Here is a 25,732-nt window from a genome sequence, read left to right as displayed (position 1 = left end):
GGAGTGGCGCGCCTATAGGCGCTGACTTTCGCTTCTCCTCCCCAGCTTCGCTGGGGAGGTGTCGCCGTCTTACGGCGACGGAGGGGTCATGGGCAGCCCGATTGTGGCTCATGACCCCTCCGTCCGCGTCGGCATTTTGGCCGCGCAGCGGCCAAAAGCCTTTAGACGCGGACACCTCCCCAGCGAAGCTGGGGAGATGCGGCAGATGCCGCATGAGCCGGCTCGGCTGAGCCGCAAGTCTTCGCTTTAGTTCGTTCGTAGCGTCCGCAGCCGGCCCGAAGGTCACCGTGCGTACCTCGCACGGCGGCTCGGGCAAGCAGGCGCGCTCGGTGATCGATGGCCTGCCGGCCGACGTCGTCACCCTGGCGCTGGCCGGAGACATCGACGCCATCGCCCGCGAATCCAAGCGCCTGCCGGCCAACTGGCAATCACGCCTGCCCAACAATTCTTCGCCCTACACCTCGACCATCGTGTTCGTGGTGCGCAAGGGCAATCCCAAGGGCATCAAGGAGTGGAGCGATCTCGCCAAGGATGGCGTGTCGGTCGTGACGCCCAATCCCAAGACCTCCGGCGGGGCGCGCTGGAACTATCTCGCGGCGTGGGCCTGGGAGCTCGATCGCAGCAAGGGCGACCAGGCCGCCGCCCGCAAGTTCGTCGAGGCGATCTACCGCAACGTGCCGGTGCTCGATTCGGGCGCACGCGGCTCGACCACGACCTTCGCCCAGCGCGCCGTCGGCGACGTGTTCATCTCGTGGGAGAACGAGGCCTTCCTGATCCTGCAGGAGCTCGGCGCCGACAAGCTCGAGATCGTCGTGCCGTCCTTCTCGATCCTGGCCGAGCCGCCGGTCTCCCTGGTCGATGCCGTGGTCGACAAGCGCGGCACGCGCAAGGTCGCCGAAGCCTATCTCGACTTCCTCTACAGCCCGGCGGCGCAGGCGATCATCGCCCGCAACTTCTATCGCCCGTCCAAGCCCGAGGCGGCCGATCCTGCCGACCTGGCGCGCTTCCCCAAGATCCGGCTGGTGACCATCGATCAGGTGTTCGGCGGTTGGACCAAGGCGCAGGTCGAGCATTTCGCCGATGGTGCGGTGTTCGACCAGATCTACCGGCCGTCCGGCAAGCCGGCGACGCGATGAGCGACGCCGCTCTCCGCCTGAGGGCTCCGGGCAGTTGGCTTGGGGGCGAGCCGCGTCGTCGTGTTCGACCACACGGTGCGCAATGCCGGGCGCACGGGTGCGCGCGAGCCGGCGCGCCGGGTGCACAACGACCATACCGTCAACTCGGCGCCGCGCCGCGTGCGCGACCATCTCGGCGCCGATGCGCCGGCGCTGCTCGAAGGCCGCTTCGGCATCGTCAATGTATGGCGCCCGATCCGCGGCCCGGTGCGGGACTCGCCGCTGGCGCTGTGCGACGCCCGCACCTTCTCCAATGACGACCTGATCGCGAGCGACTTGGTCTACGCCCATCTGCGCGGCGAGACCTCGTCGGTCGAGTACAAGCCGGGCCATCGCTGCTACTACTTCTCCGACATGCAGCCCGACGAGGCGCTGCTGATCCGCATCCACGACAGCGCCAACGACGGCCGCGCCCGGCTCTCCTTCCACACCTCGTTCGAAAACCCGCTCGCCAAGGGCGCCCCGCCGCGCGAGAGCATCGAGGTCAGGAGCATGGTGTTCTTCTGATCGTCCTCGCCAGCTTCGCTGGGGAGGAACAAGCGTCGCGCTTTTTCATGCCCCTCCCCAGCTTCGCTGGGGAGGTGTCCGCGTCTAAAGGCTTTTGGCCGCTGCGCGGCCAAAATGCCGACGCGGACGGAGGGGTCAGAGGCCTCAGTCTCGCTGCTCATGACCCCTCCGTCGCGTATGACACGACACCTCCTCAAGCTACGCTTAGGGAGGGGAGACGAGGTCGCCCCAAGTTCCTCCCCGGCGAAGCCGGGAGGAGAAGAGAAAAGAAAAACCCCCGCCTTGCGGCGGGGGTGGCAGGTAGCCCGCGGTTCTTGTGTGCGGGCGATAACGATCTCTTGAAGAATCAGTGCAGGCGGCGCGGCAGCTCGGCGATGGCGTCGTCGACCTGCTTGGTCGTGCTCGGCGAGCCGACCTGCTCGCGCAGCAGGGCACGCGTCGCAGACAGGGCCACGTCGACGGCGGTGTCGCGCACTTCCTTGGTGGCGGCCGCTTCCGACTGGGCGATGCGGTCGAGCGCCTGCTGCTCGCGCAGCGCGACCGCGCTCTCGAGGCTGGCGGCGGCGCGGGCCTGCATGCGCCCAGCCTCTTCCTTGGCCTGCTGCAGGATGGCGGCGCTTTCGCTGGCGGCCTGGGTCAGCGTGCGCTCGGCATCGGCCTTGGCCTTCAGCGCCTCGTTGCGCAACCGCTCGGCGTCGGCCAGCGCCTTGGAGATCGCCGCGGCGCGCTTGTCGAGCATGTCGGAGATGCGCGCCCACAGAACCTTGCCGGCCAGGGCGAAGAAGATGACGAAGGCGACCGCGACCCAAAAAGCGGGATCGGAGAACAGGCCGCCATGGCCGGCATCGGCGTCGGCCGCCCAGGCGGTACCGATCATCGGTTGGCTCCCTTCATCGCGCTCGCGACCTTGCCGGCCAGCGCGTTGGCGTCGGCCGCCTGGCCGGCGAGCTTGCCGTAGACGTCCTGGCCGATGTCGCGGGCCATATGCTCCAGCCCGGCCATGACGTCGTCGCGCTGCCTGGCGATGCGCCTCTCGGCCTCGTCGATCTGACGGGCCAGGCGATCGCTGAGCTCGTGCAGGCGCGCGCTGGCTGCCGTGCTGTCGGTCTCGCCCTGCTCGCGCATCAGACGGCGGGCGTCCTCACGCGAATCGGCCAGGCGCTTCTGGTAGGCGGCCACCAGGGCGCGGGTGTCCTCGTTGGCCTTCTCGGCCGCGTCGAGGTCGCCCTGGATCTTGGCCTGCCGGCGCTCCAGCGTGTCGGAGATCGCCGGCACGGCCAGCCGCGACATCACCAGGTACAGGGTGACGAAAGCGATCGCCAGCCACACGAGCTGCGGCGCGAAGAGATGGTAGTCGAGCTGCGGCATGCCGCCCTGACCCGCGGCGGCGGTACCGCCCACGGCGAAGGTGACGAGCCCGCCCGCCAGCGCGCTGTAGACAGGTGTACGCATGATCGCTGGTTCCGACCCTTCTGGATCAGAACACGAACAGGATCATGAAGGCGATGACCAGCGCGAACAGCGCGACGGCCTCGGTGAGCGCGAAGCCCAGCAGCACATTGCCGAACACGCGGGGAGCGGCTTCCGGGTTGCGCAGCGCGCCCGACACGAAGCTGCCGAAGATGTTGCCGATGCCGACGCCGACGCCGGCGAGAGCGATGGTGGCGAGGCCGGCGCCGATGAGCTTGGCTGCAGAAGCGTCCATTTGAATGTTCCTTTCAGTCAGTGATGTCAGTTCAGGCGGTTGCGGTCAGTGATGGAGATGAACTGCGTCGTTGAGATAGAGACAGGTCAGGATGGCGAACACATAGGCCTGCAGGAACGCGATGAGCAGCTCCAGGCCGGTGAACACGACGATGAAGGCGAGCGGAGCCCAGCCGCCGATGATGCCGAGCATGACGACGAAGCCGCCGAACACCTTCAGCATGGTGTGGCCCGCCAGCATGTTGGCGAACAGCCGGATCGACAGGCTGAAGGGGCGGATGAAGTAGGAGATGATCTCGATCGGCACCAGCAGCAGCAGCAGCACGAACGGCACGCCCTTGGGCACGAAGAGCGACAGGAAATGCGTGCCGTGCCGGGCGAAGCCGATGATGGTCACGCCGACGAACACGAACGCCGCCATGGCGAAGGTGACGACGATATGGCTGGTCGGCGTGAACGAGTAGGGCACCATGCCCAGCACGTTGCAGAACAGGATGAAGATGAAGAGCGTCAGGATGAACGGGAAGTACTTCTTGCCGCCGTCGCCGACATTGTCGCGCACCATGCCGGCGATGAACTCGTAGCCCACGGTCGCCAGGATCACGGCGATGATCATCCAGGTCGCTGAATTCGTGAAGGAGGCGTCGATGCCGAAGAGGTTCAAGTGAAGCAGTTTCTTGATCTCGAACTGCTCCATAGGGCTATGCATTTAGATCCCCACTTCCATCTACGCCTACACGCCGCCTCAGGGCAGTCGCGGGCCCCCGTCGTCGCCCCCGGCCGCCTCCTTCGAGTACTGCCGAATGGCGCGCCAGGCATTATTGACACCGGCGACGAAGCCCAACACGAGACCCGTCACCAGCGCATACGGCGTCCAACCCAGCCAGCGGTCGAGCCAATAGCCGAGAAAGCCCCCGACCAAAAGGCCCGCGATCATATCGACCAGCACACGATAGGCAACGCCAGTCTGCCGGTGCGACATTCCGCTGCTCTGCCGCGGCTTTTCGACCGTTCCCCGCGCCGCCTTCAGCCGCCGGTCGATGTCCTCGACCCGCCGCCGATCACCGTCGGGATCAGGTGCCCCGCCAGCGCTTCGCGGCGGCTCTCTAGGGGGTGGGGATTGCCCTGTCAAGAAACCGATTCCCTTTATGTGGCAGGTAATTAGCGGGTCAACGTGGGGCCGCTGAATTCGCTGCGCGGCACGACAACTCCGCCCTTCATATTCCTCCCCAGCTTCGCTGGGGAGGTGCCCCGTCATACGGGGCGGAGGGGTCATGGGCCCCAGTCCCGCTGTTCATGACCCCTCCGTCCGCATCGGCTTTTGGCCGCAGAGCGGCCAAACGCCTTGGACGCGGACACCTCCCCAGCGGAGCCTAACTTGAGCACAGATGTTGCGCTGCGAGATGGTAACCATCAGCGATAGCGTAGAAGCGTTCGAGTCCGTCGCGCATAGTGATGGGGCCATTTGATTTGTCACTTTGGTATCCGGTCCATCCGCCGAGTCGAGCGATGATCCAGGCAGCGGCAGCGAGACTGTTGGGAGGAAAGGGATTTCGCTGTTTTGCGGTGCGCCCTTGTCTGGTGCTGAGCAAGGCGGCGATGACGATGAGCTGCTGAGATGAGAAGACGCGGCTAGCCGGGGCGGCTTGTTGGGCGGCGGAGCGAGCGGCGACGAGCTGCATGGTGATGGCAGCGGTGATGAGAGCGATGGCGGCGAGCTTTTCGAGAGCGTTGCCGTCCTCGAGGACGCTCTGTTCGAGGCGCAGGCCCTGTTGCTTGAGGGTTCGAAAGAGCTGCTCGATGTCCCACCGCCTGCGGTACCAGCCGATCACGGTGACGGCCTTTTCGAGGCTGTCGAGGCGATGGGTGGTCAAGAGGCGCCAGATGATGGGTGTCTGGCCGGGCGGCGGGTCGATCTCGCGGGCTTCGATGGCGAACAGGTCGATCTCGGGCGAGGCTTGGCGATCGGAGCACGATTTAGGGCGTCGAATGGTGAGCGGTCCGAAGCGGACGGCGATCGTGGCCTTTCGGGCGATGCGCTTCTTGCCTGGTCGGGCGGTCAGATCGAGCTCGAAGCGGTGGACCTCGTCGAAGCTGGCCAAGGTTTCGAACAATTTGCGGCCGTCGCCCAGGCTACGATTGCGACAGGCGCGGGTCAGCAGGTGGGTGTGTTGGTCGGGCAGGCGATCCCATTTCTCGTAGATGTCGGCCTCGCGGTCATCGACGACGGTGATCAGGGCGGCGTCGGCCAGGACGGCCTTGGCGCGGTCGGCTCCCTTGAGCCATCGATTGGACTCCTTGCACTCGATCGGCAGTTCTTTGTAGTTGGCGGCCTTGCCGGTGGTGCGGCGCCAGATCTGTGCGTCGACCAGGCCCAGGCATTCGCCGTTGTCGGCGTCGACAGCGAGCACCGGATGGATGAACAGCCCGACGTCGGTGCCATTGCCGACCGTGCCGAGCGAGTGCTTGCGGCGGCGTTGTGCCTGGTAGTTGACCTCGCTGGTGTCCTGGATTGCCAGCACGTGGCGGTCGACCGCAGCGACGCCGGCCAGGAGGGCGCGATGCGAGATCATTTCCTCCACTGTGACCTCCTTGTTCGACAGAAAGCGCAGGAACCTGACCTGTTCGGCCCGACCCTCGGTGAGCTTGCGTATACAGACAGTCTGTCGTTGGTGCATGCGCTCGAGCAGCAGGGCGCCATTGCGGGCCAGCCGGGCGTCGCCGAAATAACCGATCTCGCCGATCATGGTGATCCTCTTTGGGTTGAAGAGGATCGTCAGAGATCACATTGGCTCTGCTCGCTGCAACAGGGGGCTTCGAAGTGATTCGCCAGGCGATTCGAGGATTCTATTGTTGCTCTCGACAGTTGTATTGGATTCCAAAATTATAGGAGAAGCGTGCTCCTCAACACACACTCCCAACCTCCCCCCGTCTTCGTGCGGCGCAACATCTGTGCTGAAACTAGCCAGCGGAGCTGGGGAGGAGAATGAAGACCCTATCCCTTCAGCACCGTGAAGGTCGCATCGCCGTCGCGCTTGACCTGCGGGACGAGGTCGACCTCCCACTCGAGATACTCGCGCATGGCGGCCTCGACGTTCTCCTTGTTGTCGTAAGGCCGGTACCAGACGTCGGTCGGCGGGTCGGCCATCCTGACATGGCCGGTCTCGACCGGCAGCTTGGCATCGCGCCACGCCTTCATGCCGCCGCCGAGGACCGCCACCGGCAGGCTGCCGGCGACCGCCTCCACTTCCGACGCGGCGAAGGCGGCGAACTCGCCGTCGGGCGAGATCAGCACGATCCGGGTCACGCCCGGCTGCTTGGCCAGCATGGCCGGGACGGTCGCCGCGAGGTTGGCGCGCACGGCGAACCAGGCGCCCGGCACGTGGCCGTCGCGGTAGCGCAGGCTGGTGTCGAGGTCGACCACCAGCGTCGTGGCCAGCGCGCCGCTGAGCGCCGCGGCCGCGACGGCGTCGGGCTTGGGCAGCGCGAAACCCGCCGGGAAGCGCGGCTCGGCCTCGGTGGTGAGCTCGCCGGCCGCCGGCTCGTGCTCGAGGACGTAGGTCTCGGCCCAGCCCATCTGCAGCAGCCAGTGCGCCGTCAGGGTCGCGCGCACGCCGTCATTGTCGTGCAGCACGATGGTGGCGTTGCGCGCGCCGACATACTGGTCGGTCGCCTGCACGAGCTGGCCGCCGGCGGCGTGGCGGAAACCTTTCAGATGGCCTTGGGCGTATTCCGCCGGATCGCGCACGTCGAGGCGGTGCAGCGGCCCGCCGCGCGCCTCCAGCGCCGCCAGCCCGGCCCGGTCGATCTTCCTGATCTTCATCCGCCCGGCGAGCGCGGCGGCGGCGCCCAGGGCGAACTTCGCCGCCTCCGGCCCCTGCGGGCCGAAGCTCCTCGTCTCGCCGCGCGCCACCTGCAGGCCGGCGAGATGCCAGCCCATGGTGCCGTTCTTCAGCGCGATCACCTTGTTGGGCAGGCCGGCATTGATCAGCGACTGGGCGCCGATGATCGAGCGCGTGCGGCCGGCGCAATTGACCACCACCAGGGTCTTTGGGTCGGGCGCCAGATCCTTGACGCGATAGACCAGCTCGGCGCCGGGGCAGTCGATGCCGCCCGGGATCGACATGGTGTTGAACTCCGGCATCGGCCGCGAATCGAGGATCACCAGGTCGGTCTTGGCGTCGACCAGTTTCTGCAGGTCGGCAGCGTCGATGCGCGGCGTGTCGTTCTCGTGCTCGACCACCTCGCCGAACGCCTTGCTGGGCACGTTGACGCCGGTGAAGACCTCGTAGCCGGCGTTGCGCCACGCCGCGAGGCCGCCCTTCATCACCGCGATGTCGGTGTAGCCCATCTGCGACAGCCGCGCGGCGGCGCGGTTGGCGCGGCCGGCCCATTGCGGGTCGCCGCTCGCCTCACCGCCGTCCATCAGCACGATGCGCGTGTTGGGGTCGGGTAGCAGGGCGAGCGCCCGCGGCTCGAGCCGCGACAGCGGCAGCGGCGTGGCGAACAGCGGGTGGCCCTCGCGCGAGAACTGGCCCTCCTCGCGCACGTCGAAGAAGGCGAAGACCTCACCGGACTTCAGCGTCGCCTTGACGTCCTGCACCGACACGAGCGGCGTCAGGATCCTGGCCCTGGCCATGAAGCGCTTGGCCGTGCCGCTCGCCATGTCGACCGAGACGCGGTCGGGCAGGTGCTCGAGGCTGAGACCATAGAAATGGAGGTGCAGCGCATCGCCCGAACCGGCCGGCGTCTCGATGTGATGGAAGTCGTCGGGCAGGTAGGAGATCACGTCGCCGCGTCTGAGGGTCTTCTCCTTGGCGGGCGCCTCGCGCAGCTTGACCACGCCCTCCTGCGCGCCGTTGTCGAGGCGCTCGTAGACCACGTTGCGCTCGGCGCCGTGCACGCCGGCGATGATCGCCCAGGTCGTGTGGTTGTGCGGCGGCACCTTCTTGCCGGCGCCGCCGGCCGAGGCATAGAGCGCGAAGCGATGGTCGGGATCCTCGCTCAGCCGGTAGATGCCGCCGTCGGGTCCGAGCGGGAACTCGGCTTGCGGGAACAGCTCGGCACGCGATGCCAGGGCAGCCAGCAGGCCGCCGATCCTGTCGAGGAGGGCGTAGCTCACGCCCTCCGCCTCGATCCGCCGTGTCTCGTCGACCAGCCGCCGCACCGCTGCGGCCCGCTCGATATGCAGGGTCATGGGGTCCTCCGTTGAGTCATAGTAGCCCGATTTCGGGGTCACGGAATGCTTGTCGTTCGACGCCAAGTCGCACTACGGTGCAGCATGAAGCCCATCGTTCCGGTCGTCCTGCTGGGAGCAGTGACGTTGCTGGCCGCCTCGGCCCTGACGGGGTTTGCAGGGGCCCAGACCACGACGAAGCCGCCGGCCAAGCCCGCCGCCGCCGCCAAGCCGGCCGCGGCATCGAGCGCCCACCGGCCGGCGGTTCAGCCGCGCGCCCATCCCACGATCGTCCCTCGCCGCCCGGTCTTCGTGCCGCCGCCGCCGGTGATCGAGCTCGACGAGATCGCCGTCGTCGCCGACCTGCCGACGGTGCTCGATGCCGACACGCGCGACCGTTACCGCCGCATCTTCCAGGCGCAGGCCGCCGGGCAGTACGGCCAGGCCGATGCCGACATCGCCGGCCTGAAGGACAAGGTGCTGATGGGGTACGTCCAGGCCCAGCGCCTGCTCGGCACCGGCTATGCCGCGACCTACGATCAGCTCGCGGCCTGGCTGCAGGAATACAACGACCATCCCGATGCGCCGGCGGTCTACAAGCTGGCCCTGGCGCGCCGGCCCGGCGGCGCGTCCGACCTGACGCCGTCGAGCTTCGTCAGCCAACCTCAGCTCTCGCCGACCTTCGCCGCGGCGCGCACCGTGAACGGTGCGGACGGCGGCCGTGCCGCCGATCTGCGCGGCCGGCTGCAGCACATGGTCGACAATGGCGGCTTCAATGCGGGTTTCGCCCTGCTCGACCAGAGGTCGACGGCCGAGGTGCTGGGCCCGCAGGAGGTCGAGCTGTGGCGCGGCCGCATCCGCACGCGCGCGCTCGAGGCCGATCCGCAGCGCGGCGTGCAGGTGCCGGTCGATCTCGGCATGCCGGCCGATGCCAACTGGACGGCCGGCCTGTCCGGCTTCACCCGCGGCGACATGAGCGAGGCCGTGCGCCGCTTCGAGGCGGTGGCCGATGCGCCGCCCGACCAGGCCTCGTCGTGGACCCTCGCGGCCGGCTCGTTCTGGGCGGCGCGCGCCAACCTGCTGGCCGGCAACCCGCAGAAATTCGCGCCCTATCTCAAGCGCGCGGCGCTGCATCGCACGACCTTCCACGGCCTGGTGGCGGCCAAGACGCTCGGCATGCGCATCGAGCCCGACTGGAACGTGCCGGCGCTCGACCGCCGCAAGGCCGACCTGCTGGTCAACGACCGCGCTGGCCGACGGGCGATGGCGCTGATGCAGCTTGGTGCTGCGACCGCCGCCGAGCGCGAGCTGTTCGCCGCCTCGATCGACGCCGATCCGCGCTTCATCGAGGCGGTGTTCGCGGTGGCGCAGAAGGCATCGATGCCCGGCCTGTCGGCGCGCGTCGGCAACGCCAACTGGGACCAGCGCCACAACATCAAGGGCTACGACGGCGCGATGTTCCCGATGCCGCCGTGGCAGCCGACCAGCGGCTACTCGATCGACCGCGCGCTGGTGTGGGGCTTCATGCGGCAGGAATCGGCCTACAATCCGAAGGCGCGCTCCTATGTCGGCGCCATCGGCCTGATGCAGCTGATGCCGGCGACCGCCCACCAGGTGAGCACGCGCTACGCGCCCGAGCTCGCCGGCTCGAACTTCTGGGAGCCCTCGACCAACGTGGCCCTGGGGCAGTCCTATATCGGCGTGCTGCTGGGCGAGGTCGACAACAACCTGGTGCGCACCACGGCGAGCTACAACGGCGGCATCGGCAACGTCTATCGCTGGGACGCCTCGCTCAACGCCTCGCAGGATCCGATGCTCTACATCGCCTCGATCCCGCTCAACGAGACGCGCGACTTCGTGCAGCGCGTGCTGACCAACTACTGGATGTACCAGATCCGCCTCGGCCAGCCGACGCCGTCGCTCGACCAGATCGCCGCCCACGAATGGCCGCGCTACACGCCGCAGGATACGGGGCGTTGAGGGATCGACGTCAAATTTAATCGAAGGCCCAACAAAATTCTGATCCTGACGGCCTGTGACCTTTATTGAACGAAGGCGCGTTTCTCCTGTCATCCTGAGCGTAGCGAAGGATCTCATCGCCGGAAGTTTCAAGGCACGCTCTAGCTCGCGGCGATGAGGTCCTTCGCTACGCTCAGGACAACGGAAAAGTACGCGGCTTCTAACCCGATCGACTGCCAAGGAACAGGGTATGGCGAGATAGGCCCTGAGCGGCTCGCCGCGCGCCGGCATGGCACGCGGCCGTTCGATCGGCACGGGATGACGGTGTTCCTTGCCATGCCAATGCCCCGCGACCGCCTAGGCTTCGTTGACCGGCCGTAAGAAGTGACCATATTATGTGGTCACATTGGAGTGACATCGTCATGGAAAGGAAGATCAACGCCGCCGCCTTCAAGGCGCGGTGCCTTGCCTTGATCGACGAGGTTGCTGAAAGCGGAGAACCGATCACTGTCACCAAGCGCGGCAAGGCGAAGGTGCAGATCGTCGCGGTGCGCGAGAAGCCCAAGACTCTTTGGGGGGCGACCAAGGGTACGTTCAGGATTCTTGGCGACATCGTCAGTCCACTCGACGAGGACTACGACGAGGATCGCGAATGGCGCAACATCACCGGACAATTCGATGACGCTCCTGCTCGATACGCACACAATCCTGTGGATGACCGAGCAGGTGACAAAGCTCGGAAGGGTAGCAAGACGCAGCTGCGACGACGCGCTCGCCGCTCGTGAGCTCGCGATTCCGGTCATCGCCTTTTACGAGGCGGGTCGTCTTCTGAAGAGAGGACGTGTCGAAGGTCCTCCGACCGTACGTGAATGGCGACAGCGCCTCTTGTCGTTCGGAGTCAAGGAAGTCGCCATGTCATCCGAAGTCGCTGTTCTGGCCTCGGAACTCGACGACCTGCATGGCGATCCGATTGATCGTGTCATCGTTGCGACGGCGATTGTCGAAGGAGCAGTATTGTTGACAGCCGATCGACCGATTCTCGATTGGCCGGGCAGCATGCGTCGCCAGGATGCGCGGCGCTGAGGAGAGGAGAGGGCAAAAGTGCTACCGCTTGCAGGCGTGAAGGTCGTCGAATTCTGTCAGGTCGCTGCCGGGCCGTTCTGTGGCCTGCTGCTGGCCGACATGGGCGCCGAGGTGATCAAGATCGAGCCGCCCGAGGGCGACATGCTGCGCCAGTGGCCGCCGATCCGCGACGGCTTCAGCGAGAATTTCGCCTCGCTCAACCGTAACAAGCGCTCGGTGGTGCTCGATCTCAAGAATCCGGTGCACAAGGCGGCGGCGCGCCGGCTGGTGCTGTCGGCCGACGTGCTGGTCGAGAACAACCGCCCGGGCGTGATGGATCGGCTGGGCCTGGGCTGGGAATCGTTCCGGGTGGAGAAGCCCGGCCTCGTCTATTGCTCGATCTCCGCCTTCGGCCAGACCGGCCCGCGCTCGGGCGAGGGCGGCTTCGACGTCACCGTGCAGGCGATGAGCGGCATCATGAGCGTCACCGGCGAGCCCGGCGGCGCGCCGGTGAAATGCGGTGTCCCGGTGTCGGATTTCAGCGCCGGCCTGTACGGCGCGTTCTCCATCGTCTCGCTGCTGCGCCGCGTCGCCGGCGGCGGCGAGGGCGGCCACATCGACGTCTCGATGCTGGGCGCCAGCCTCGGCATCGCTGCCCTGCAGACCAGCGAATTCTTCGGCAACGGCCGCGATCCGATGAAGCTGGGCTCGGCCCATCCGCGCAACGCGCCGTACCAGGCGTTCCGCGCCAGCGACGGCCATTTCGTCATCGCCGCCGGCAACAACAAGCTGTGGGAGGCGGTGACCCGGGTCGTCGGCCGGCCCGATCTGCTGGCCGATCCGCGCTTCGCTACGACCTTGTCACGGGCCCAGAACCAGGTCGCGCTCAAGGACATCCTCGAGGCCGAGTTCGCCCATCACGGCGTCGATCACTGGCTCACGGCTTTCGAGAAGGCGGGAGTGCCGCGCGGCCGCATCAACAGCTATAGTGAGATCCTTGCCGACCCGCAGGTCGAGCACATGGGCTGGATCGAGGAGATGGAATTGCCGTCGGGCGTCAAGAGCCGGACTTTCGGCACGCCGGTGAGGATTGCCGGCACCGATCTCGCCAAGCGGCGCGAGCCGCCGGCGCTCGGCGCGGACACCGAGGCGGTGTTCGGCTCGCTCGCCGAGCGCAAGGCCGCCGAATGACGATCGAACGCCTGCGTCGCTTCATCGGCGACATGACCTCGCTCGTCGGCGGCGCCTGGCAGGACCGCGACGACGGCGCGATCGTCGATGTCGGGGCCAGGTTGCTGGGCGTGCTGGTGAGCCAGGACGACTGGCTGCCCGAGCAGGTCGCGCGCGTTCCCTCGCACGGCTATGCGCAGAACCTCCTGTGGTGCGATCCCTTCGAGCGCTTCTGCGTCGTCAGCTTCGTGTGGGGACCGGGTGCGGCCACGCCGGTGCACGATCACCAGATGTGGGGCCTGGTCGGCATGCTGCGCGGCTCGGAGACCTCGCTGCGCTTCGTGCCCGACCCGGCGACCGGCGCGCTGGCGCCCGGCACCTTGACCAGGCTCGCGCCCGGCGATGTCGAGGTGCTGCGTCCTGCGGACGGCGACATCCATCAGGTGACCAACGCGCTCAAGGACCAGGGCTCGATCAGCATCCACGTCTATGGCGGCAACATCGGCGCCGTGCGCCGGCACACCTTCGACGTGCCGTCGGGCCAGCCCAGGCTGTTCGTCTCGGGCTATACCAATCGCGACGTCCCTAATCTGTGGGACCGTTCGGCCGAGGTGCGGGCGGCCAGCTGAGCCGGAGCGTCCGCCTGTTTTCTTGCCATCTGCATGCCTCGTGCCCAGCGGCCAATCGAGGCAGCTGAGTCTTGCGACATCCGCACTTGCAGGCGGCCGGCGGGAAGGCTGCGCTGCATTGATGTGGATCAAAGCGACCCTGTGCCGGGGTTGTTCCACTTGTCCATGGGCGCTCCGTTTCTCTTTCTTTGTCCGAATACCGGCCTTCGGGTCCAGGCAACCGACAACGGCGACGAGCCTGTCAGCCAGAAGGGCACTCGCTACCTTGCTGTCGAGTGCCTGGCTTGTCGTGGTTTCCATTTCGTCGACCCCGCCACCGGCAAGCTGATGTCGGACAGCAACAAGAAGTGAGGCCCCACCGGATGGGGGGCGATCGCCGCGCTTCAGAGGGGAGTCGGGCGGGACATCAACACTGTCAGCCCGAGCATGGCGAGGGACCTCGACTCGAACCTAATGCTTGTGCGGATGCGGATGGGTCGGGTCGACCCAGTAGATTTCCTCGGGCTTCTCGACTGGCGCGATATCGATGTTGATGGCGATCGCCTCGTTGTCGGAGCGCACCAGCACGCATTCCAGCGGCTCGGTCTCCGAGGCGTTGATCTCCTGATGCGGCACGTAGGGCGGCACGTAGATGAAATCGCCCGGCCCGGCCTCCGCGGTGAACTGCAGCTGGTCGCCCCAGCGCATGCGGGCGCGGCCCTTGACCACGTAGATGACGCTCTCGAGATGGCCGTGATGGTGGGCGCCGGTCTTGGCGTGGGCATGGATGGTGACCGTGCCGGCCCACAGCTTCTGCGCACCGACCCGGGCGAAGTTGATCGCCGCGGCGCGGTTCATGCCCGGCGTCTGGGCGGTGTTGGTGTCGAGCGAACCCGCGGGGATGACCCGCACGCCATCATGTTTCCAGTCAGTCATGCCCTGCATCTAGCGTCGCCGCACAGCAGCGACAAGGGCAGCCTCCGCGTGAAGCAAGGTTCGCTCGATGGGACCGCAATGACAGAAGAAATTGCTGTCCTGGACGCGGCGCAGGAACTTTTTTGCGGCATAGCCCTGACGGCGCCGCGGTTGGTAAGGTGGCAGCCATGAACAGGATCGACGACTCGAAGCCCTTCAAGCCGGTCAACATCGCCGTGCTGACGGTGTCGGACACGCGCACCCTCGAAACCGACAAGTCGGGCGACACGCTGGTCGAGCGCATCGCGCGCGACGGCCATGTGCTGGTCGACCGCGCCATCGTCACCGATGATGTGCCGGTGATCCAGGCGCAGGTGAAGAAATGGATCGACGACCCGCGAGTCGAGGCGGTGATCACCACCGGCGGCACCGGCGTCACCGGGCGCGACGTCACCCCGGAGGCGCTCGAGGCGCTGTTCGAGAAGCGCATCGACGGCTTCGGCGAGGTCTTCCGCTGGATCAGCTTCCCGAAGATCGGCACCTCGACCATGCAGTCGCGTGCCACTGCCGGGGTCGCCAACGCGACCTACATCTTCGCCCTGCCTGGCTCGACCGGCGCCTGCCGCGATGGCTGGGACGACATCCTGCGCCAACAGCTCGACATCCGCTTCCGCCCCTGCAATTTTGCCGAGCTGATGCCGCGCCTCAATGAAGGCCGCCCCCCGCGGAACGGCTGAGCAGTGTTGCCGCGGAGCAGCTGAAGATGATTGTACGCGGAACGGCCGAGCAATGATCGCGCGGGGCTACTCGACGATGATCGCACGCGTGCCTGGGCGATGACCGTGCACGGCGATTGACCGGTGATCGACGCTCTGCTGGCCGCGCTGCGTGAGCAGCCGGCCTATGCCATCCTGACCGACCGCGATCTCGCACCCCTGCCGGCGACCGGCACGGCGCATGGTCACGTGCGCCTGCCGGACGGCAAGCTGGCGCGCGTCGCCTACGCGCACGAAGGCGATCCTGCGGCAGCGGAGCGCCTGCAGACCCAGGCCGTCGCCTTCCGCCATCTCGCCCCGGCACATCGCACGCCGCGTCTGCATGCGGTGATCGAGCCGCGCGCCGGCTTGCCCGGCGGCGCCCTGATCGTCGACCATGTCGAGGGTCGCCCTCCCGATCTCCCGGATGAGCTGCCGGCCCTGGCCGATACGCTGGCCTGTCTTCACGCCCTACCGCTGCCCGGGCCCGGCTCGCCGATCCCGCGGCAGACGAACCCGTTCCTGCAGACCCTCGAGGTTGTCGAGCTCGCCGCGACACGCTTCCTCGACAAGGCCGTCACGGATCCCGCGCCGCGCGCCGAGATCGTCGAGGAGCTCATACTGATGCGCGGCATGTCGTCCACCCTGGGCAGACAGTCCCAGCCGCTCACCGTGGCCCTGGCCGATACCCATCCGGGCAACTTCATCGTCGATCGCGCGGGCATCGCCTGGTTCGTCGATCTGGAGAAGGTTCATGTCGGCTCGCCGGCGATCGACCTCGCGCACGCCACCCTGCCAACCTCGACCCTGTGGGATCCCAAGATCGGCAAGAGCCTGTCCCGCGAGGACGTCGCCGCCTTCCACGCCTTCTATCTGGCGAAAGTCGGCGCGGCGCAGGCCGCTTTGCTCGAACCCTGGCTGATGCCGATGCGGCGGCTCACTTGGCTGCGCACCATGCTGTTCATGGCGCGCTGGCGAGTGCAGACGCAAAGCCCACGCGATCCCTCCGATGCGACGCAATGGAGTGACGCCGGCCTCGACCCGGCGATGAAGGCCCACATCGACGCCCGCATCGACAGCGCTTTCCGCCGGGAGACGATCCGGGCCATTCGGTCGGAATGGGAGGCTTGACGTATTCATGTTTTGTTCTCATCCTTCCTCGATGAGGCCGAAAGCCCCGCCCGACTATCCCGACGATCCGATCCCCGAGCCGGTGCATCGCGGCCGCGGCGCGCTGTCGAACGAGACGAGCCGCTTCGACAGCGAGAAGCGCATCCGCACGACCGACGGCTGGGAGACGGGTGGCCGGGAGACGGGTGGCCAGGAGGGAGGCTCCGCTTCCGAAGCCACCGATGACGACGACGTGCCGCCGCCGCTGCGTACCACGCTGACGCGCGATGCCACGCGCACCATCCTGGCGCGCAATTCGTCGCCCGACATTCCGTTCGATCGCTCGATCAATCCCTATCGCGGCTGCGAGCACGGCTGCATCTATTGCTTCGCGCGGCCCACCCATGCCTATCTCGGCCTGTCGCCCGGCCTCGATTTCGAGACCAAGATCCTGTTCAAGCCGGATGCTGCGGCGCTGCTGACCGCGGAGCTCGCCTCGCCGAAGTACCGCCCCGACGTGATCGCGATGGGGACCAACACCGATCCCTATCAGCCGGTCGAGCGCGAGCTCAAGATCACGCGCCAGATCCTGCGCGTGCTGAGCGACTTCAACAATCCCGTCGGCATCGTCACCAAGAACCACATGGTGACGCGCGACATCGACATCCTGGGCGACATGGCCAAGCGCAATCTCGCCGAGGTGTTCGTGTCCGTGACCACGCTCGACAAGGACCTGGCGCGGACCATGGAGCCGCGCGCCTCGGCGCCGCATCGCCGGCTCGAGGCGATCCGCGCGCTGGCCGGTGCCGGTGTCCCGGTTGGCGTCATGACCTCGCCGATGATCCCCGGCCTCAACGACCACGAGATGGAATCGATTCTCGAGGCGGCATCGGATGCCGGCGCGACGCGGGCCGGCTTCATCGTCCTGCGGCTGCCGCTCGAGATCAAGGAGCTGTTCGAGGAGTGGCTGCGCCAGCACCGGCCGGATCGCGCCGAGCGCGTGCTGTCGCTGATCCGCCAGGTCAGGGGTGGCGCGCTCTACCAGGCCGAGTTCGGCAAGCGCATGCGCGGCGAGGGGCCGATCGCCGACCTGCTGGCCTCCCGCTTTGCCGTCGCCGTCAAGCGGCTCGGCCTCAACAAGCAACGCTACCGGCTCGACACCGCCCGCTTCCGCGTCCCCGAGGCGGCGCGCACCGCGCTGGTCGACGCCAGGCGCGACGCGCGGCAATTGAAGCTCTTCTAGCGGACGCTCGCAGGCCGGAAGACGAAGAGCATGACGGTCGCGGTCCGGAAGACGGGTTGTTGGCTTCGTCGCCCGGCGCGGCCATGATCCGGCGTCGGAGGGCAGGGAGCGCAAGCGGCATGGCCAACCATCCTCAGGTGCTGATCGCGGGCGCCGGTCCGGTCGGAATGACCATGGCCAACGAGCTGGCGCGACGCGGCATCGGCGTACGCATCGTCGACAAGGCGCCAGCCCGCACCGACAAATCGAAGGCCCTGGTGCTGTGGAGCCGTACGCTCGAGCTGCTCGACGACGCGGGCTACGTGGGACCGTTCATGAAAGCCGGCATGCAGGCGCACGGCGCCCAGATCTCGACGGGACGCGAGATCGTGGCCCGCGTCTCGCTCGACACGATCGACAGTCGCTATCCCTACGCCCTGATGATCCCTCAGAGCGAGACCGAACGCATTCTCGACGAGCTCCTCGTCGCGCGCGGCGTGACCGTCGAGCGTCCGGTGGAGCTGGCGAGCTTCATGGACAAAGGCGGCGGCATCGAAGCCACGCTGCGCAAAGCGACTGGCGAGACGGAGACGGTATCGGCCGACTGGCTCATCGGCTGCGACGGCGCCCATTCGACGGTGCGGCATGGGCTCGGCTTCACCTTCGAAGGCTCGACCATGCAGAGCGACTGGGCACTGGCCGACGGCTTCATTGCCGGGCTGGAGCCCAAGGACCGCATCCACATCTACTGGCACCGCGACGGCATCCTGGCCTTCTTTCCCATCGTCGGCGATCGTTGGCGCGTCATCTGCGACCTCGGGGCGAGCCAGGGCGAAGGTCATCGCGCCGATCCGACGCTGGAGGAGATCCAGGCGCTGCTCCGGCAGCGCAGCGAGGCCGACCTCGTCATCACCAATCCCTACTGGCTGGCCTGCTTCCGCATCAACGAGCGCAAGGTGAGGGACTATCGCAAGGGCCGCGTCTTCCTGGCCGGCGACGCCGCCCACATCCACAGCCCGGCCGGCGGCCAGGGCATGAACACCGGCATGCAGGACGCCTTCAACCTCGCCTGGAAGCTCTCCCTGGTGATCCAGGGCAAGGCCAGGCCGGAACTGCTCGACAGCTACTCGCCGGAGCGCAGCGCCGTCGGCGACCGCGTGCTGCGCAATGCCGGCCGGCTGACCGAGGCGGCCATCGTGCGCAACCCGATCATCCAGGGCTTGCGCAACACCATCGTGCGCTTCGCCACCGGCTTCCCGCTGATCCAGCACAAGATCGCCGATCAGCTTTCGGAGATGGATATCGGCTATCCCGACAGCCCGCTGACCTTCCAGGACGGCATCGGCGGGAGCGGACCGAAACCGGGCGAGCGCTGGCCGCAACCGGTGCCGGAAGGCCCGCAGGGCGCGCGCTTCACGGCCATCGGACCGGCCGGCGCCGTCGCCGCCCTGGCGCAGAATTTCCCGCGCCTCGTGGTGGCCAAGCCCGATTCCGGGACGACCCTGCGCCTCGTCCGTCCCGACGGCTATGTCGCTTTCGCCGACGCTCATGCCGACCGGGCGCTGGCGGAGAGGTATCTGGCGGCGATCGCGGGCTGAGGCGACACTTTTCAGTCGTCCTGAGCGCAGCGACGGACCTTGTCGCCGCTCACCACTGGTGTGCTTGGAAGCTTCTGGCGATGAGATCCTTCGCTACGCTCGGGATGACAAGAAACGGACCTTCCGCTTCGGATCTCCCGCATGTCTGAATGCGGCTCAAGGCTCGTTCGAGTAGATCTCGACGAGCGTGCCGTTGATGCGACGGCTGAGCTTGGCATCGCACAGCATCGCCACGGTGTTGGTTCTTGTGCAGACCTGTCGCGACATGACGACGATCCAACCATAGTAGACTTTCACCGACAGATTCCAGAGCAGCCTTGGTCGATACCTTGGCCGATATCGGTTTGGTTATGGCAATCTCGGGTCCGACCATGGCTGATGCCGATCTCACCCTCTCGCAGGCTCTCCAGCGCGCGATCGAGAGCCACCAGGCGGGGAACCTGCCGGAAGCCGAGCGCCTTTACCGCGCCATCCTGCAGGCGCAGCCAACGCACGCCTTTGCCAACCACAATCTCGGGTCTCTCGCCGTCGGCGTGGGCAAGGTCGCCGAAGCTCTGCCCTATTTCGAGGCGGCCTTGCGCGCGGCGCCGCAACAGGAGGCGACCTGGCTGAGCTACGTCGCCGCCCTCGCCAATTGCGGCCGTCTGACGGACGCAAGGCGCGCGCTCGGGCAGGCGCGCGCCGCCGGACTCGCCGCACAATCCCTCGACGCGCTGGAGGAGCGGCTGCCCCGCGAACCCGCGGCGAGCGAGATCGGCACGCTGCAGCGTGCCTTCGAAGCCCGATCCTTCACCGACCTCGAGCACGCCGCCCGTCCGCTCACGGAGGCCTATCCGCAATCGGCGCTGGCGTGGAAGGCGTTAGGTCTCGCGCTGGTCGCGACAGCGCGGTCGGAAGAGGCCCTGCCCGCCCTCGAGCGATCAATCGCGTTGAAGGCCGACGATGCGGAAGTGTACGCCTACCAGGCCGACGCCTACCGCAAGCTCGGCCGCGTGGGCCAAGCCGAGGCGAGCTACAGGCATGCCATCGCGCTCCAGCCGGAGGCCAGCGGAGTCCAGCTGGAGCTGGGCAAGTTGCTGTTTGCACAGGATCGTTTCGACGAGGCTGAGAGGCGTCTTCGGCGCGTGATCGAGATCAGGCCGGCGCTCGCCGATGCGCATTCCTACCTCGGCACCACGCTTCGACATCTCGGCAGGATCGACGAGGCCGAGCGATGCTTTCGCGAGGCCGAGTCGCTCGATCCCGACAACACCATCCATCCCTACAATCTCGGCAATCTCCTGCGCGACGCCGACAGGATGGAGGACGCGGAGGCGCCGTATCGACGGGCACTCGCGCTCGATCCGGCCAACCGGCTCGCGATGAACAACCTTGCCGATACGTTCGTGGAGCGCGGGCGCTTTGCCGAGGCGCTCGATCTCCTGCAACGGGCGATCGCTGTCCATGCCGACTATGCCACGGCGCACTGGAACAAGAGCCTGGTCGATCTTCGCCTCGGCAATCTTGCCGAGGGATGGCGAGGCTATGAATGGCGCTGGCGATACGAAGGCTTCCCGACCCCGAGGCGGGATCTGCCGCAACCGCTGTGGCTCGGCGAGGAGTCTGTCGACGGCAAAACCATCGCCGTGCCGTGGGAGCAGGGGTTGGGCGACACGATCCAATTCTGCCGATACCTGCCGATGCTCGAGGCGCGTGGCGCCCGGGTGCTGTTTGCGCCGCAACGGTCGCTCCAGGGGCTGATGAAAGGGCTTCCCGGCACCGTCGAGCTGGTCGACCTCGGCGACCTTGTCGATGGCCGCGTGGCGTTCGACGTCCAGGTGCCGCTGATCAGCCTGCCGCTCGCCTTCGCCACCACGCTCGAGAGCATTCCCAGCACCGTCCCCTATCTTCGCGCCGAGCCCGCGCGCATCGAGCGCTGGAGGAGCAGGATCGGCAGTCATGGTCTCAAGATCGGGATCTGCTGGCAGGGCAACCCCGGCATTCTCGACCGCGGCCGTTCCTTCCCGGTTTCCTGCTTCGCCGGCATCGCCCGCCTGCCCGGCATCCGCCTGATCAACCTGCACAAGGGCGAAGGTCTTGCGCAGCTGTCGAGCTTGCCCGAAGGCCTGCACATAGAGACGCCGGGCGACGATTTCGATGCCGGGCCCGATGCCTTCGTCGATAGCGCGGCGGTGATGACCCTTTGCGACCTGGTGATCACGTCGGACACGGCGGTGGCGCACCTGGCCGGCGCGCTCGGGATCAGGACCTGGGTCGCGCTCAAGCCCGTGCCGGACTGGCGCTGGCTGGAGGATCGGACGGACAGCCCGTGGTATCCGACCCTGCGGCTGTTTCGTCAAAGGTCGCGCGGCGACTGGCGTCCGGTGTTCCGCGAGATCGAGGCCGAGCTCGGGCGCTTGCTCGAAGCGACGGCTCGATCACCCACGCCGCGGGCGCGGCCGGGCGCTCCATCCGTCCCGGTCTCCTGGGGCGAGCTGGTCGACAAGATCACGATCCTCGAGATCAAGAGCGAACGCCTGCGCGACGAACGGGCGCGCGCCAACGTCGCCCGCGAGCTGGCCCTGCTGGCAGCCGTTGTCGATCCGGAGCTCGCGGCCTTGCCGGCCCTGTCGGGGATGAAGGCGGCTCTGCGCACGGTCAACGAGACGCTGTGGGAGGTCGAGGACGCGCTGAGGCTGATGGAGGCGGCCAGCCGGTTCGACGATCGTTTCGTTACGCTCGCCCGCTCGGTGTACCGCCAGAACGACCAACGGGCCGCGATCAAGCGCCAGATCAACGACCTCCTGGGCTCCGAGCTCGTCGAGGAGAAGAGCTACGAGCCGTATTGAGCGGGACCCTTCTCATTCTCCTCCCCCGATTGCGGGGGAGGAGAATGAGAAGCTTCGAGCCACTCGCCCTCACCGCCACCAGTCCTGCGGGCTTTTCACCTCGCGCATGCCGTTCACCGTGATGTTGCGGTTGGCCGGGACGCACAGCATGTTGGATGACAGCAGGGGCGGGTGGTTGTTCTGGGTGTTGCCGCGGAAGTTCGGCATCTTGATGCATGGCGGCAGGTGCCAGAAGCAGCGGTAACCGAACGCCAGCAGCTGCTCGATCAGCGCCGGCGATCGATCCTGCCGGTCGTTCTCGGTGTAGATCACGGGGCCCCATCGTCGGATGGTGTCGGCCGCGCCCCTGAGGACGTCGAGCTCCATGCCCTCCACGTCGATCTTGAGGAGATGACAGGCCGGCAGGCCGAAACTGTCCAGTCTCACCAGGCGCACGCTGTCGCCCGACTGTGCGTCGCCAAGGGACAGGCCGCCGAAATTCTGCAGATGCGCGCTGTCGAGCCGCGGCACCGCGATGACGCCATCTGCATCGCCCAGCGCCGCCCAATGAGGCTCGACCTGCTCCAGCCCGTTCAGCGCCAGGTTGGCGCACAGGATTTGGAAGACCGAGCGTTGCGGCTCGAACGCCAGCACGCGCCCCGGGGGTCCGACCTGCCGGGCGATCGCCAGCGTATGGACGCCGATATTGGCGCCGGCCTCCACCACGGTCATGCCCGGCTTCAGGATCTGGCGGAAGATCTCGTTCTCCTCCTCCGAGAACTCGCCGTACTGGTCCAGCAGCGCGCCGATGAACCGGTCGTTGGTGTTGTAGAGCATCAAGCCGTTGCGGCACGGCCGCAGGCGCAGATGGTCCTTCTGGTAGAGCGGCGCGCCGGCCGTCGATGCACCTGTCTCCGTCATGGCTGAACCACGCGACTGTTCCCCGACATTCGCACGCGCGATCCGCTAAGCAGCCGCCTGATCGGCGTAAGGCACCGGCGTGCAGAAGGCGTCGTCCTCGTGCCGGCGCCAATAGAGCTCCTCGATGCGCCGCGTCAGTGGCCCGGGCCGTCCGTTGCCGACCGGCCGCCCCTCGTAGCGGGTGACCGGCATGATGCCGCCGGCCGTGCTGCTGACGAAGATCTCGCTGGCCTCGGCGACCTCGCCGGGGCGGACTGCGCGCACCTCGCAGCGCAGCTGCAGGTCGCGGGCGATCTCGATCACGGTGCGCCGCGTGATGCCCTCGAACAGGCCGCGCGCCGGCGTCGCCAGGACGCCGTCCTTGACGACGAAGACGTTGAAGCCCGGCCCCTCGGTGATGGAGCCGTCGGCCGCCGGCAGGATCGCCACCGTGGCGTCGCGGTCGTAGGCCTCGAAGATGCTCATGGTGAGATCGAGCCAATGGAAGTTCTTGATCCGCTGGTCGAGCGATTCGGGCGGGATGCGCTGGGTGTGCGACAGCACCATGCGCAAGCCGTCGCGGCGCTGCTGCTCGTCGGCGATCCAGACGAAGGGCTGGGCGAAGGCATAGAGTCGGTTGCGGCTGAGCCGCGGGTCACGCGTGCCCTGTGGCGGCAGACCGCGCGTGCAGGTGACGTGGACGTAGGCGTCGCGCAGCCCGCTGCGGCTGGCGCACTGGATCATGATGTCGGCGATCTCCTGAGCCGAGTAGGGCAGCGACATCCGCAACCCGGCCATCGAGGCCTGGAAGCGCTCGACATGATCCATCAGCCGGAAGAAGCGCCCTTTCCAGACATGGGCGACGTCGTAGGTCGCGTCCGAGCGCACGAAGCCGCGATCGAGGATCGGCACCGAGGCCTCGGCAAGCGGGACCCAGCGGCCGTCCATGAAGGCTATTCCCGTGATGCCGGCGGTCTCGTCGTCGATGGTCATCGCCATGGCTCCTGCTTGATTGCCCGGGGAGAGACAATGATTTGATTGAGTTCCGCCACTTGAATTTCCCTGGGGTAGAATATACCTAGTCTGGTACTAAGGAACCCTGAATGGCTCTTAGCATCAAGGACCCCGAAACCGAACGATTGGCGCGGGCACTCGCAAAGCTCACGGGCGAGAACATTACGACGGCGACCAAGCGCGCCATCAAGGAGCGACTGCGCCGGGTCGGAGGGCAGGGCCGCAAGGCCGCCCTGTTGGAAGACATGGCCGAGATTCGCCGACGCTGGAGCGCGATGCGCGTCCTGGATGATCGGACACCGGAAGAGATTGTCGGATACGACGAGCACGGACTTCCGCGCTGATGGTCATCGACACCTCGTCAATCGTGGCAATTGCCCTCGACGAGCCCGGCGCAGCGGAGCTCGAGGTACAAATCGCTGACGACCCGGTTCGTCTGATCTCTGCTGCGACGGTACTCGAAGCGACGATGGTGCTCGAGACTCGACTGGGCGATAGCGGCGGGCGCGAGCTCGATCTCTGGTTGCTGAAGATCGGCGCCGAGATCGTCCCCGTGGATGCCGAGCAACTCGATGTCGCGCGGCGTGCGTGGCGGCGCTTCGGCAAGGGGCGGCATGCTGCCGGACTGAATTATGGAGACTGCTTTTCCTACGCGCTGGCGCTAGCCCACGGTGAGCCGTTGCTTTTCAAGGGCGAGGATTTCGCGCGGACCGATGTCGAGCGAGCGCTCCGGTAGGCCGACGGATCGTGCTCCGGCTGTTCGATCGAGCGCCCCTCACTCCAGGAACCGCACCTTCGGCCACATCTCGCGCCAGCGCTTGGCGGTGATGCGCGCCTCGTACTCGTGCCGCCGCGTGTGGCCGAACGCGGTCGGACGGCAGCACAGGCCGAGCAGGTCGTCGGTGCCGAGCGGCGCCACCACGGTGAGCGAATCGTCGTCCTCGAGGCGCACGCCGACGGCGGTCACCGTCTCCAGCCAGTAGACCATCGCATCCGCTGTGTCGCGATGCGGCGGCAGGTCCTTCCACACATGCATGCGCGCCTGGTTGCGCACCTGCCAGGGCAGGCCAGGCAGCAGCACGGCGAGGCGGCCCTCGTGCTCGCTCTCGCGCTCCTTGGAGCGATCGTCGGCATCGAAGTAAAGCACGTCGATATCCACAGGCTGGCGGGGAGGCACGATGCCGTGCAGGTGGTCCCACACCCTGTTGCGCACGAATCCGGCGGCAATGCACCAGTCGGCCAGCGCCAGCGCGCGCACTGCACGAAGCTGTATCATAGCCACAGGGTCCTGGGTGATGATGGCGGCGATCGAAGTCATATAGGCAGTGTAGGGACGCCGGCAGGGGATATGCCGAGTTTTCGCTTCGAACGCGATTGCGTGGGCCGGGTGGCCGGCATCGACGAGGCCGGCCGTGGCCCGCTGGCCGGGCCGGTGGTCGCCGCCATCGCGGTGATCGACCGCACCGTGGCCAAGCGCAGGCTGCTGCGCCTGATCGACGATTCCAAGAAGCTCGAGGAAGAGGCGCGCGAGACCGCGTACGACGCCATGGTCGCCTCCGGCATCGTCCAGTTCGCCGTCGGCGAGGCGAGCGTCGAGGAGATCGATCGCGTCAACATCCTGCAGGCAACATTCCTCGCCATGCGGCGCGCCCTGCAGGCGCTGGCAGCGACGCCGGGCATGGTGCCGCCGGACATGGTTCTGATCGACGGCGACCGCATCCCGCCGGCGCTGGGATGCAGCGCCCAGACGATCGTCGGCGGTGACGCCCGCTCCTACTCGATTGCCGCGGCGTCGATCTTCGCCAAGGTGACGCGCGATCGCACCATGGCACGCTTGGCGGAGACATTTCCCGGCTACGGCTGGGAGACCAACCGCGGCTACGGCAGCCGCGAGCACCTGATGGCGCTTGACCGTCTGGGCCCGACGCCGCACCACCGCATGAGCTTTGCGCCGCTCAAGCTGCGCAACGTGGGACTGCCCCTTCTGGATTACGTGGACAACATAGGCGGCGACTGTGGATAAATCAGACAATCAGCTGACGTTGCAGGC

At 67.1% G+C, this 25,732-nt stretch carries 27 protein-coding genes and 1 pseudogene; 16 read left to right on the top strand and 12 right to left on the bottom strand.

Annotation, left to right across the window (positions count from 1 at the left end):
- Positions 1-245: 245 nt before the first annotated feature.
- Positions 246-1,136: pseudogene (locus ACILR9_RS28905) on the top strand (sulfate ABC transporter substrate-binding protein); the annotation flags it as partial.
- 39 nt (positions 1,137-1,175) lie between these two features.
- Complete coding sequence (locus tag ACILR9_RS28900) at positions 1,176-1,682, top strand: CmcJ/NvfI family oxidoreductase (RefSeq protein WP_395713438.1); 507 nt, start codon at positions 1,176-1,178, stop codon at positions 1,680-1,682.
- 346 nt (positions 1,683-2,028) lie between these two features.
- Here ACILR9_RS28900 and ACILR9_RS28895 read toward each other — a convergent pair whose 3' ends face one another.
- The 7 genes from ACILR9_RS28895 to ACILR9_RS28865 form a co-directional block, all read right to left on the bottom strand.
- A complete protein-coding gene (locus ACILR9_RS28895; protein ID WP_395713437.1) occupies positions 2,029-2,559 on the bottom strand; it encodes a hypothetical protein in 531 nt (176 codons plus the stop codon).
- Positions 2,556-3,134, bottom strand: coding sequence for a hypothetical protein (locus ACILR9_RS28890; protein ID WP_395713436.1), 579 nt, complete (start codon positions 3,132-3,134; stop codon positions 2,556-2,558). Before ACILR9_RS28890 ends, ACILR9_RS28895 begins: the two co-directional genes overlap by 4 nt.
- Before the next feature lie 25 nt (positions 3,135-3,159).
- Entirely contained in the window at positions 3,160-3,387 is a 228-nt protein-coding gene (locus ACILR9_RS28885; protein WP_147156091.1) for a F0F1 ATP synthase subunit C, read from the bottom strand.
- A 45-nt stretch (positions 3,388-3,432) separates the two neighbouring features.
- Positions 3,433-4,095: a F0F1 ATP synthase subunit A gene (locus ACILR9_RS28880; protein ID WP_395713435.1), complete on the bottom strand. Its 663-nt coding sequence runs from the start codon at positions 4,093-4,095 to the stop codon at positions 3,433-3,435.
- Positions 4,096-4,131: 36 nt separating this feature from the next.
- Positions 4,132-4,368 carry an AtpZ/AtpI family protein gene (locus tag ACILR9_RS28875; RefSeq protein WP_395713434.1) on the bottom strand — a complete coding sequence of 79 codons (237 nt, stop codon included), beginning with the start codon at positions 4,366-4,368 and terminating at the stop codon, positions 4,132-4,134.
- A gap of 391 nt (positions 4,369-4,759) precedes the next feature.
- Positions 4,760-6,133, bottom strand: a complete 1,374-nt coding sequence (locus ACILR9_RS28870; protein ID WP_395713433.1) for an IS4 family transposase — start codon at positions 6,131-6,133, stop codon at positions 4,760-4,762.
- Between the two features lie 248 nt (positions 6,134-6,381).
- Entirely contained in the window at positions 6,382-8,583 is a 2,202-nt protein-coding gene (locus ACILR9_RS28865; RefSeq protein WP_395713432.1) for a rhodanese-like domain-containing protein, read from the bottom strand.
- A gap of 84 nt (positions 8,584-8,667) precedes the next feature.
- Between ACILR9_RS28865 and ACILR9_RS28860 the strand changes: the two genes are divergently transcribed.
- From ACILR9_RS28860 to ACILR9_RS28835, 6 genes are all read left to right on the top strand, one after another.
- The gene (locus ACILR9_RS28860) at positions 8,668-10,542 is read left to right on the top strand and encodes a lytic transglycosylase domain-containing protein (RefSeq protein WP_395713431.1); all 1,875 of its coding nucleotides are present in this window, start codon (positions 8,668-8,670) and stop codon (positions 10,540-10,542) included.
- Between the two features lie 401 nt (positions 10,543-10,943).
- Positions 10,944-11,306 (top strand): type II toxin-antitoxin system Phd/YefM family antitoxin, encoded by a 363-nt coding sequence (locus ACILR9_RS28855; protein ID WP_395713430.1) that lies wholly within the window; start codon positions 10,944-10,946, stop codon positions 11,304-11,306.
- Positions 11,200-11,604: a type II toxin-antitoxin system VapC family toxin gene (locus ACILR9_RS28850; protein ID WP_395713429.1), complete on the top strand. Its 405-nt coding sequence runs from the start codon at positions 11,200-11,202 to the stop codon at positions 11,602-11,604. Before ACILR9_RS28855 ends, ACILR9_RS28850 begins: the two co-directional genes overlap by 107 nt.
- 18 nt (positions 11,605-11,622) lie before the next feature.
- Positions 11,623-12,774 carry a CaiB/BaiF CoA transferase family protein gene (locus tag ACILR9_RS28845; RefSeq protein ID WP_395713428.1) on the top strand — a complete coding sequence of 384 codons (1,152 nt, stop codon included), beginning with the start codon at positions 11,623-11,625 and terminating at the stop codon, positions 12,772-12,774.
- The gene (locus ACILR9_RS28840) at positions 12,771-13,382 is read left to right on the top strand and encodes a cysteine dioxygenase (RefSeq protein WP_395713427.1); all 612 of its coding nucleotides are present in this window, start codon (positions 12,771-12,773) and stop codon (positions 13,380-13,382) included. Before ACILR9_RS28845 ends, ACILR9_RS28840 begins: the two co-directional genes overlap by 4 nt.
- 123 nt (positions 13,383-13,505) lie before the next feature.
- Positions 13,506-13,733, top strand: a complete 228-nt coding sequence (locus ACILR9_RS28835; RefSeq protein WP_395713426.1) for a hypothetical protein — start codon at positions 13,506-13,508, stop codon at positions 13,731-13,733.
- Between the two features lie 99 nt (positions 13,734-13,832).
- Here ACILR9_RS28835 and ACILR9_RS28830 read toward each other — a convergent pair whose 3' ends face one another.
- Complete coding sequence (locus ACILR9_RS28830; protein ID WP_395713425.1) at positions 13,833-14,306, bottom strand: cupin domain-containing protein; 474 nt, start codon at positions 14,304-14,306, stop codon at positions 13,833-13,835.
- Positions 14,307-14,464: 158 nt separating this feature from the next.
- Between ACILR9_RS28830 and moaB the strand changes: the two genes are divergently transcribed.
- The 4 genes from moaB to ACILR9_RS28810 all read left to right on the top strand — a co-directional run bounded on the left by moaB (position 14,465) and on the right by ACILR9_RS28810 (position 18,961).
- The gene (gene moaB, locus ACILR9_RS28825) at positions 14,465-15,013 is read left to right on the top strand and encodes a molybdenum cofactor biosynthesis protein B (protein ID WP_395713424.1); all 549 of its coding nucleotides are present in this window, start codon (positions 14,465-14,467) and stop codon (positions 15,011-15,013) included.
- A gap of 123 nt (positions 15,014-15,136) precedes the next feature.
- Positions 15,137-16,162 (top strand): phosphotransferase family protein, encoded by a 1,026-nt coding sequence (locus tag ACILR9_RS28820; RefSeq protein ID WP_395713423.1) that lies wholly within the window; start codon positions 15,137-15,139, stop codon positions 16,160-16,162.
- 31 nt (positions 16,163-16,193) lie between these two features.
- The gene (locus ACILR9_RS28815; protein ID WP_395713422.1) at positions 16,194-17,384 is read left to right on the top strand and encodes a PA0069 family radical SAM protein; all 1,191 of its coding nucleotides are present in this window, start codon (positions 16,194-16,196) and stop codon (positions 17,382-17,384) included.
- Between the two features lie 119 nt (positions 17,385-17,503).
- A complete protein-coding gene (locus ACILR9_RS28810) occupies positions 17,504-18,961 on the top strand; it encodes an FAD-dependent monooxygenase (protein WP_395713421.1) in 1,458 nt (485 codons plus the stop codon).
- A gap of 156 nt (positions 18,962-19,117) precedes the next feature.
- Here ACILR9_RS28810 and ACILR9_RS28805 read toward each other — a convergent pair whose 3' ends face one another.
- On the bottom strand, positions 19,118-19,258 hold the full coding sequence (locus tag ACILR9_RS28805; RefSeq protein WP_395713420.1) for a hypothetical protein: 141 nt from the start codon (positions 19,256-19,258) through the stop codon (positions 19,118-19,120).
- 74 nt (positions 19,259-19,332) lie between these two features.
- On the opposite strand from ACILR9_RS28805, the gene ACILR9_RS28800 reads away from it, so the two are divergent.
- Positions 19,333-21,789 carry a DUF6165 family protein gene (locus ACILR9_RS28800; RefSeq protein ID WP_395713419.1) on the top strand — a complete coding sequence of 819 codons (2,457 nt, stop codon included), beginning with the start codon at positions 19,333-19,335 and terminating at the stop codon, positions 21,787-21,789.
- Positions 21,790-21,858: 69 nt separating this feature from the next.
- Here ACILR9_RS28800 and ACILR9_RS28795 read toward each other — a convergent pair whose 3' ends face one another.
- Positions 21,859-22,689, bottom strand: a complete 831-nt coding sequence (locus tag ACILR9_RS28795) for an FkbM family methyltransferase (RefSeq protein ID WP_395713418.1) — start codon at positions 22,687-22,689, stop codon at positions 21,859-21,861.
- A gap of 45 nt (positions 22,690-22,734) precedes the next feature.
- Positions 22,735-23,661 (bottom strand): aminotransferase class IV, encoded by a 927-nt coding sequence (locus tag ACILR9_RS28790; protein WP_395713417.1) that lies wholly within the window; start codon positions 23,659-23,661, stop codon positions 22,735-22,737.
- 110 nt (positions 23,662-23,771) lie between these two features.
- On the opposite strand from ACILR9_RS28790, the gene ACILR9_RS28785 reads away from it, so the two are divergent.
- Positions 23,772-24,026: a type II toxin-antitoxin system VapB family antitoxin gene (locus tag ACILR9_RS28785; RefSeq protein WP_395713416.1), complete on the top strand. Its 255-nt coding sequence runs from the start codon at positions 23,772-23,774 to the stop codon at positions 24,024-24,026.
- Positions 24,026-24,418 carry a type II toxin-antitoxin system VapC family toxin gene (locus ACILR9_RS28780; RefSeq protein ID WP_395713415.1) on the top strand — a complete coding sequence of 131 codons (393 nt, stop codon included), beginning with the start codon at positions 24,026-24,028 and terminating at the stop codon, positions 24,416-24,418. The genes ACILR9_RS28785 and ACILR9_RS28780 overlap by 1 nt, the downstream gene beginning before the upstream one ends.
- 39 nt (positions 24,419-24,457) lie before the next feature.
- On the opposite strand, the gene ACILR9_RS28775 is transcribed toward ACILR9_RS28780, so the two are convergent.
- Entirely contained in the window at positions 24,458-24,958 is a 501-nt protein-coding gene (locus ACILR9_RS28775; RefSeq protein ID WP_395713414.1) for a nucleotidyltransferase family protein, read from the bottom strand.
- Positions 24,959-25,030: 72 nt separating this feature from the next.
- On the opposite strand from ACILR9_RS28775, the gene ACILR9_RS28770 reads away from it, so the two are divergent.
- Positions 25,031-25,705, top strand: coding sequence for a ribonuclease HII (locus ACILR9_RS28770; RefSeq protein ID WP_395713413.1), 675 nt, complete (start codon positions 25,031-25,033; stop codon positions 25,703-25,705).
- The last annotated feature ends 27 nt before the right edge of the window (positions 25,706-25,732 follow it).

Origin of the sequence: Reyranella sp. (assembly GCF_044224635.1) — a bacterium.
GTDB lineage: Bacteria > Pseudomonadota > Alphaproteobacteria > Reyranellales > Reyranellaceae > Reyranella.
This window is presented reverse-complemented; position numbering and strand designations above follow the sequence as displayed.

Coding starts and splice junctions, on each gene's coding strand:
- ACILR9_RS28895 (WP_395713437.1), bottom strand. CDS start 2,559: ATGATCGGTACCGCCTGGGCGGCCGACGCCGATGCCGGCCATGGCGGC.
- ACILR9_RS28890 (WP_395713436.1), bottom strand. CDS start 3,134: ATGCGTACACCTGTCTACAGCGCGCTGGCGGGCGGGCTCGTCACCTTC.
- ACILR9_RS28885 (WP_147156091.1), bottom strand. CDS start 3,387: ATGGACGCTTCTGCAGCCAAGCTCATCGGCGCCGGCCTCGCCACCATC.
- ACILR9_RS28880 (WP_395713435.1), bottom strand. CDS start 4,095: ATGCATAGCCCTATGGAGCAGTTCGAGATCAAGAAACTGCTTCACTTG.
- ACILR9_RS28875 (WP_395713434.1), bottom strand. CDS start 4,368: ATGTCGCACCGGCAGACTGGCGTTGCCTATCGTGTGCTGGTCGATATG.
- ACILR9_RS28870 (WP_395713433.1), bottom strand. CDS start 6,133: ATGATCGGCGAGATCGGTTATTTCGGCGACGCCCGGCTGGCCCGCAAT.
- ACILR9_RS28865 (WP_395713432.1), bottom strand. CDS start 8,583: ATGACCCTGCATATCGAGCGGGCCGCAGCGGTGCGGCGGCTGGTCGAC.
- ACILR9_RS28860 (WP_395713431.1), top strand. CDS start 8,668: ATGAAGCCCATCGTTCCGGTCGTCCTGCTGGGAGCAGTGACGTTGCTG.
- ACILR9_RS28855 (WP_395713430.1), top strand. CDS start 10,944: ATGGAAAGGAAGATCAACGCCGCCGCCTTCAAGGCGCGGTGCCTTGCC.
- ACILR9_RS28850 (WP_395713429.1), top strand. CDS start 11,200: ATGACGCTCCTGCTCGATACGCACACAATCCTGTGGATGACCGAGCAG.
- ACILR9_RS28840 (WP_395713427.1), top strand. CDS start 12,771: ATGACGATCGAACGCCTGCGTCGCTTCATCGGCGACATGACCTCGCTC.
- ACILR9_RS28830 (WP_395713425.1), bottom strand. CDS start 14,306: ATGCAGGGCATGACTGACTGGAAACATGATGGCGTGCGGGTCATCCCC.
- moaB (WP_395713424.1), top strand. CDS start 14,465: ATGAACAGGATCGACGACTCGAAGCCCTTCAAGCCGGTCAACATCGCC.
- ACILR9_RS28815 (WP_395713422.1), top strand. CDS start 16,194: ATGAGGCCGAAAGCCCCGCCCGACTATCCCGACGATCCGATCCCCGAG.
- ACILR9_RS28810 (WP_395713421.1), top strand. CDS start 17,504: ATGGCCAACCATCCTCAGGTGCTGATCGCGGGCGCCGGTCCGGTCGGA.
- ACILR9_RS28800 (WP_395713419.1), top strand. CDS start 19,333: ATGGCTGATGCCGATCTCACCCTCTCGCAGGCTCTCCAGCGCGCGATC.
- ACILR9_RS28795 (WP_395713418.1), bottom strand. CDS start 22,689: ATGACGGAGACAGGTGCATCGACGGCCGGCGCGCCGCTCTACCAGAAG.
- ACILR9_RS28790 (WP_395713417.1), bottom strand. CDS start 23,661: ATGACCATCGACGACGAGACCGCCGGCATCACGGGAATAGCCTTCATG.
- ACILR9_RS28785 (WP_395713416.1), top strand. CDS start 23,772: ATGGCTCTTAGCATCAAGGACCCCGAAACCGAACGATTGGCGCGGGCA.
- ACILR9_RS28780 (WP_395713415.1), top strand. CDS start 24,026: ATGGTCATCGACACCTCGTCAATCGTGGCAATTGCCCTCGACGAGCCC.
- ACILR9_RS28775 (WP_395713414.1), bottom strand. CDS start 24,958: ATGATACAGCTTCGTGCAGTGCGCGCGCTGGCGCTGGCCGACTGGTGC.
- ACILR9_RS28770 (WP_395713413.1), top strand. CDS start 25,031: ATGCCGAGTTTTCGCTTCGAACGCGATTGCGTGGGCCGGGTGGCCGGC.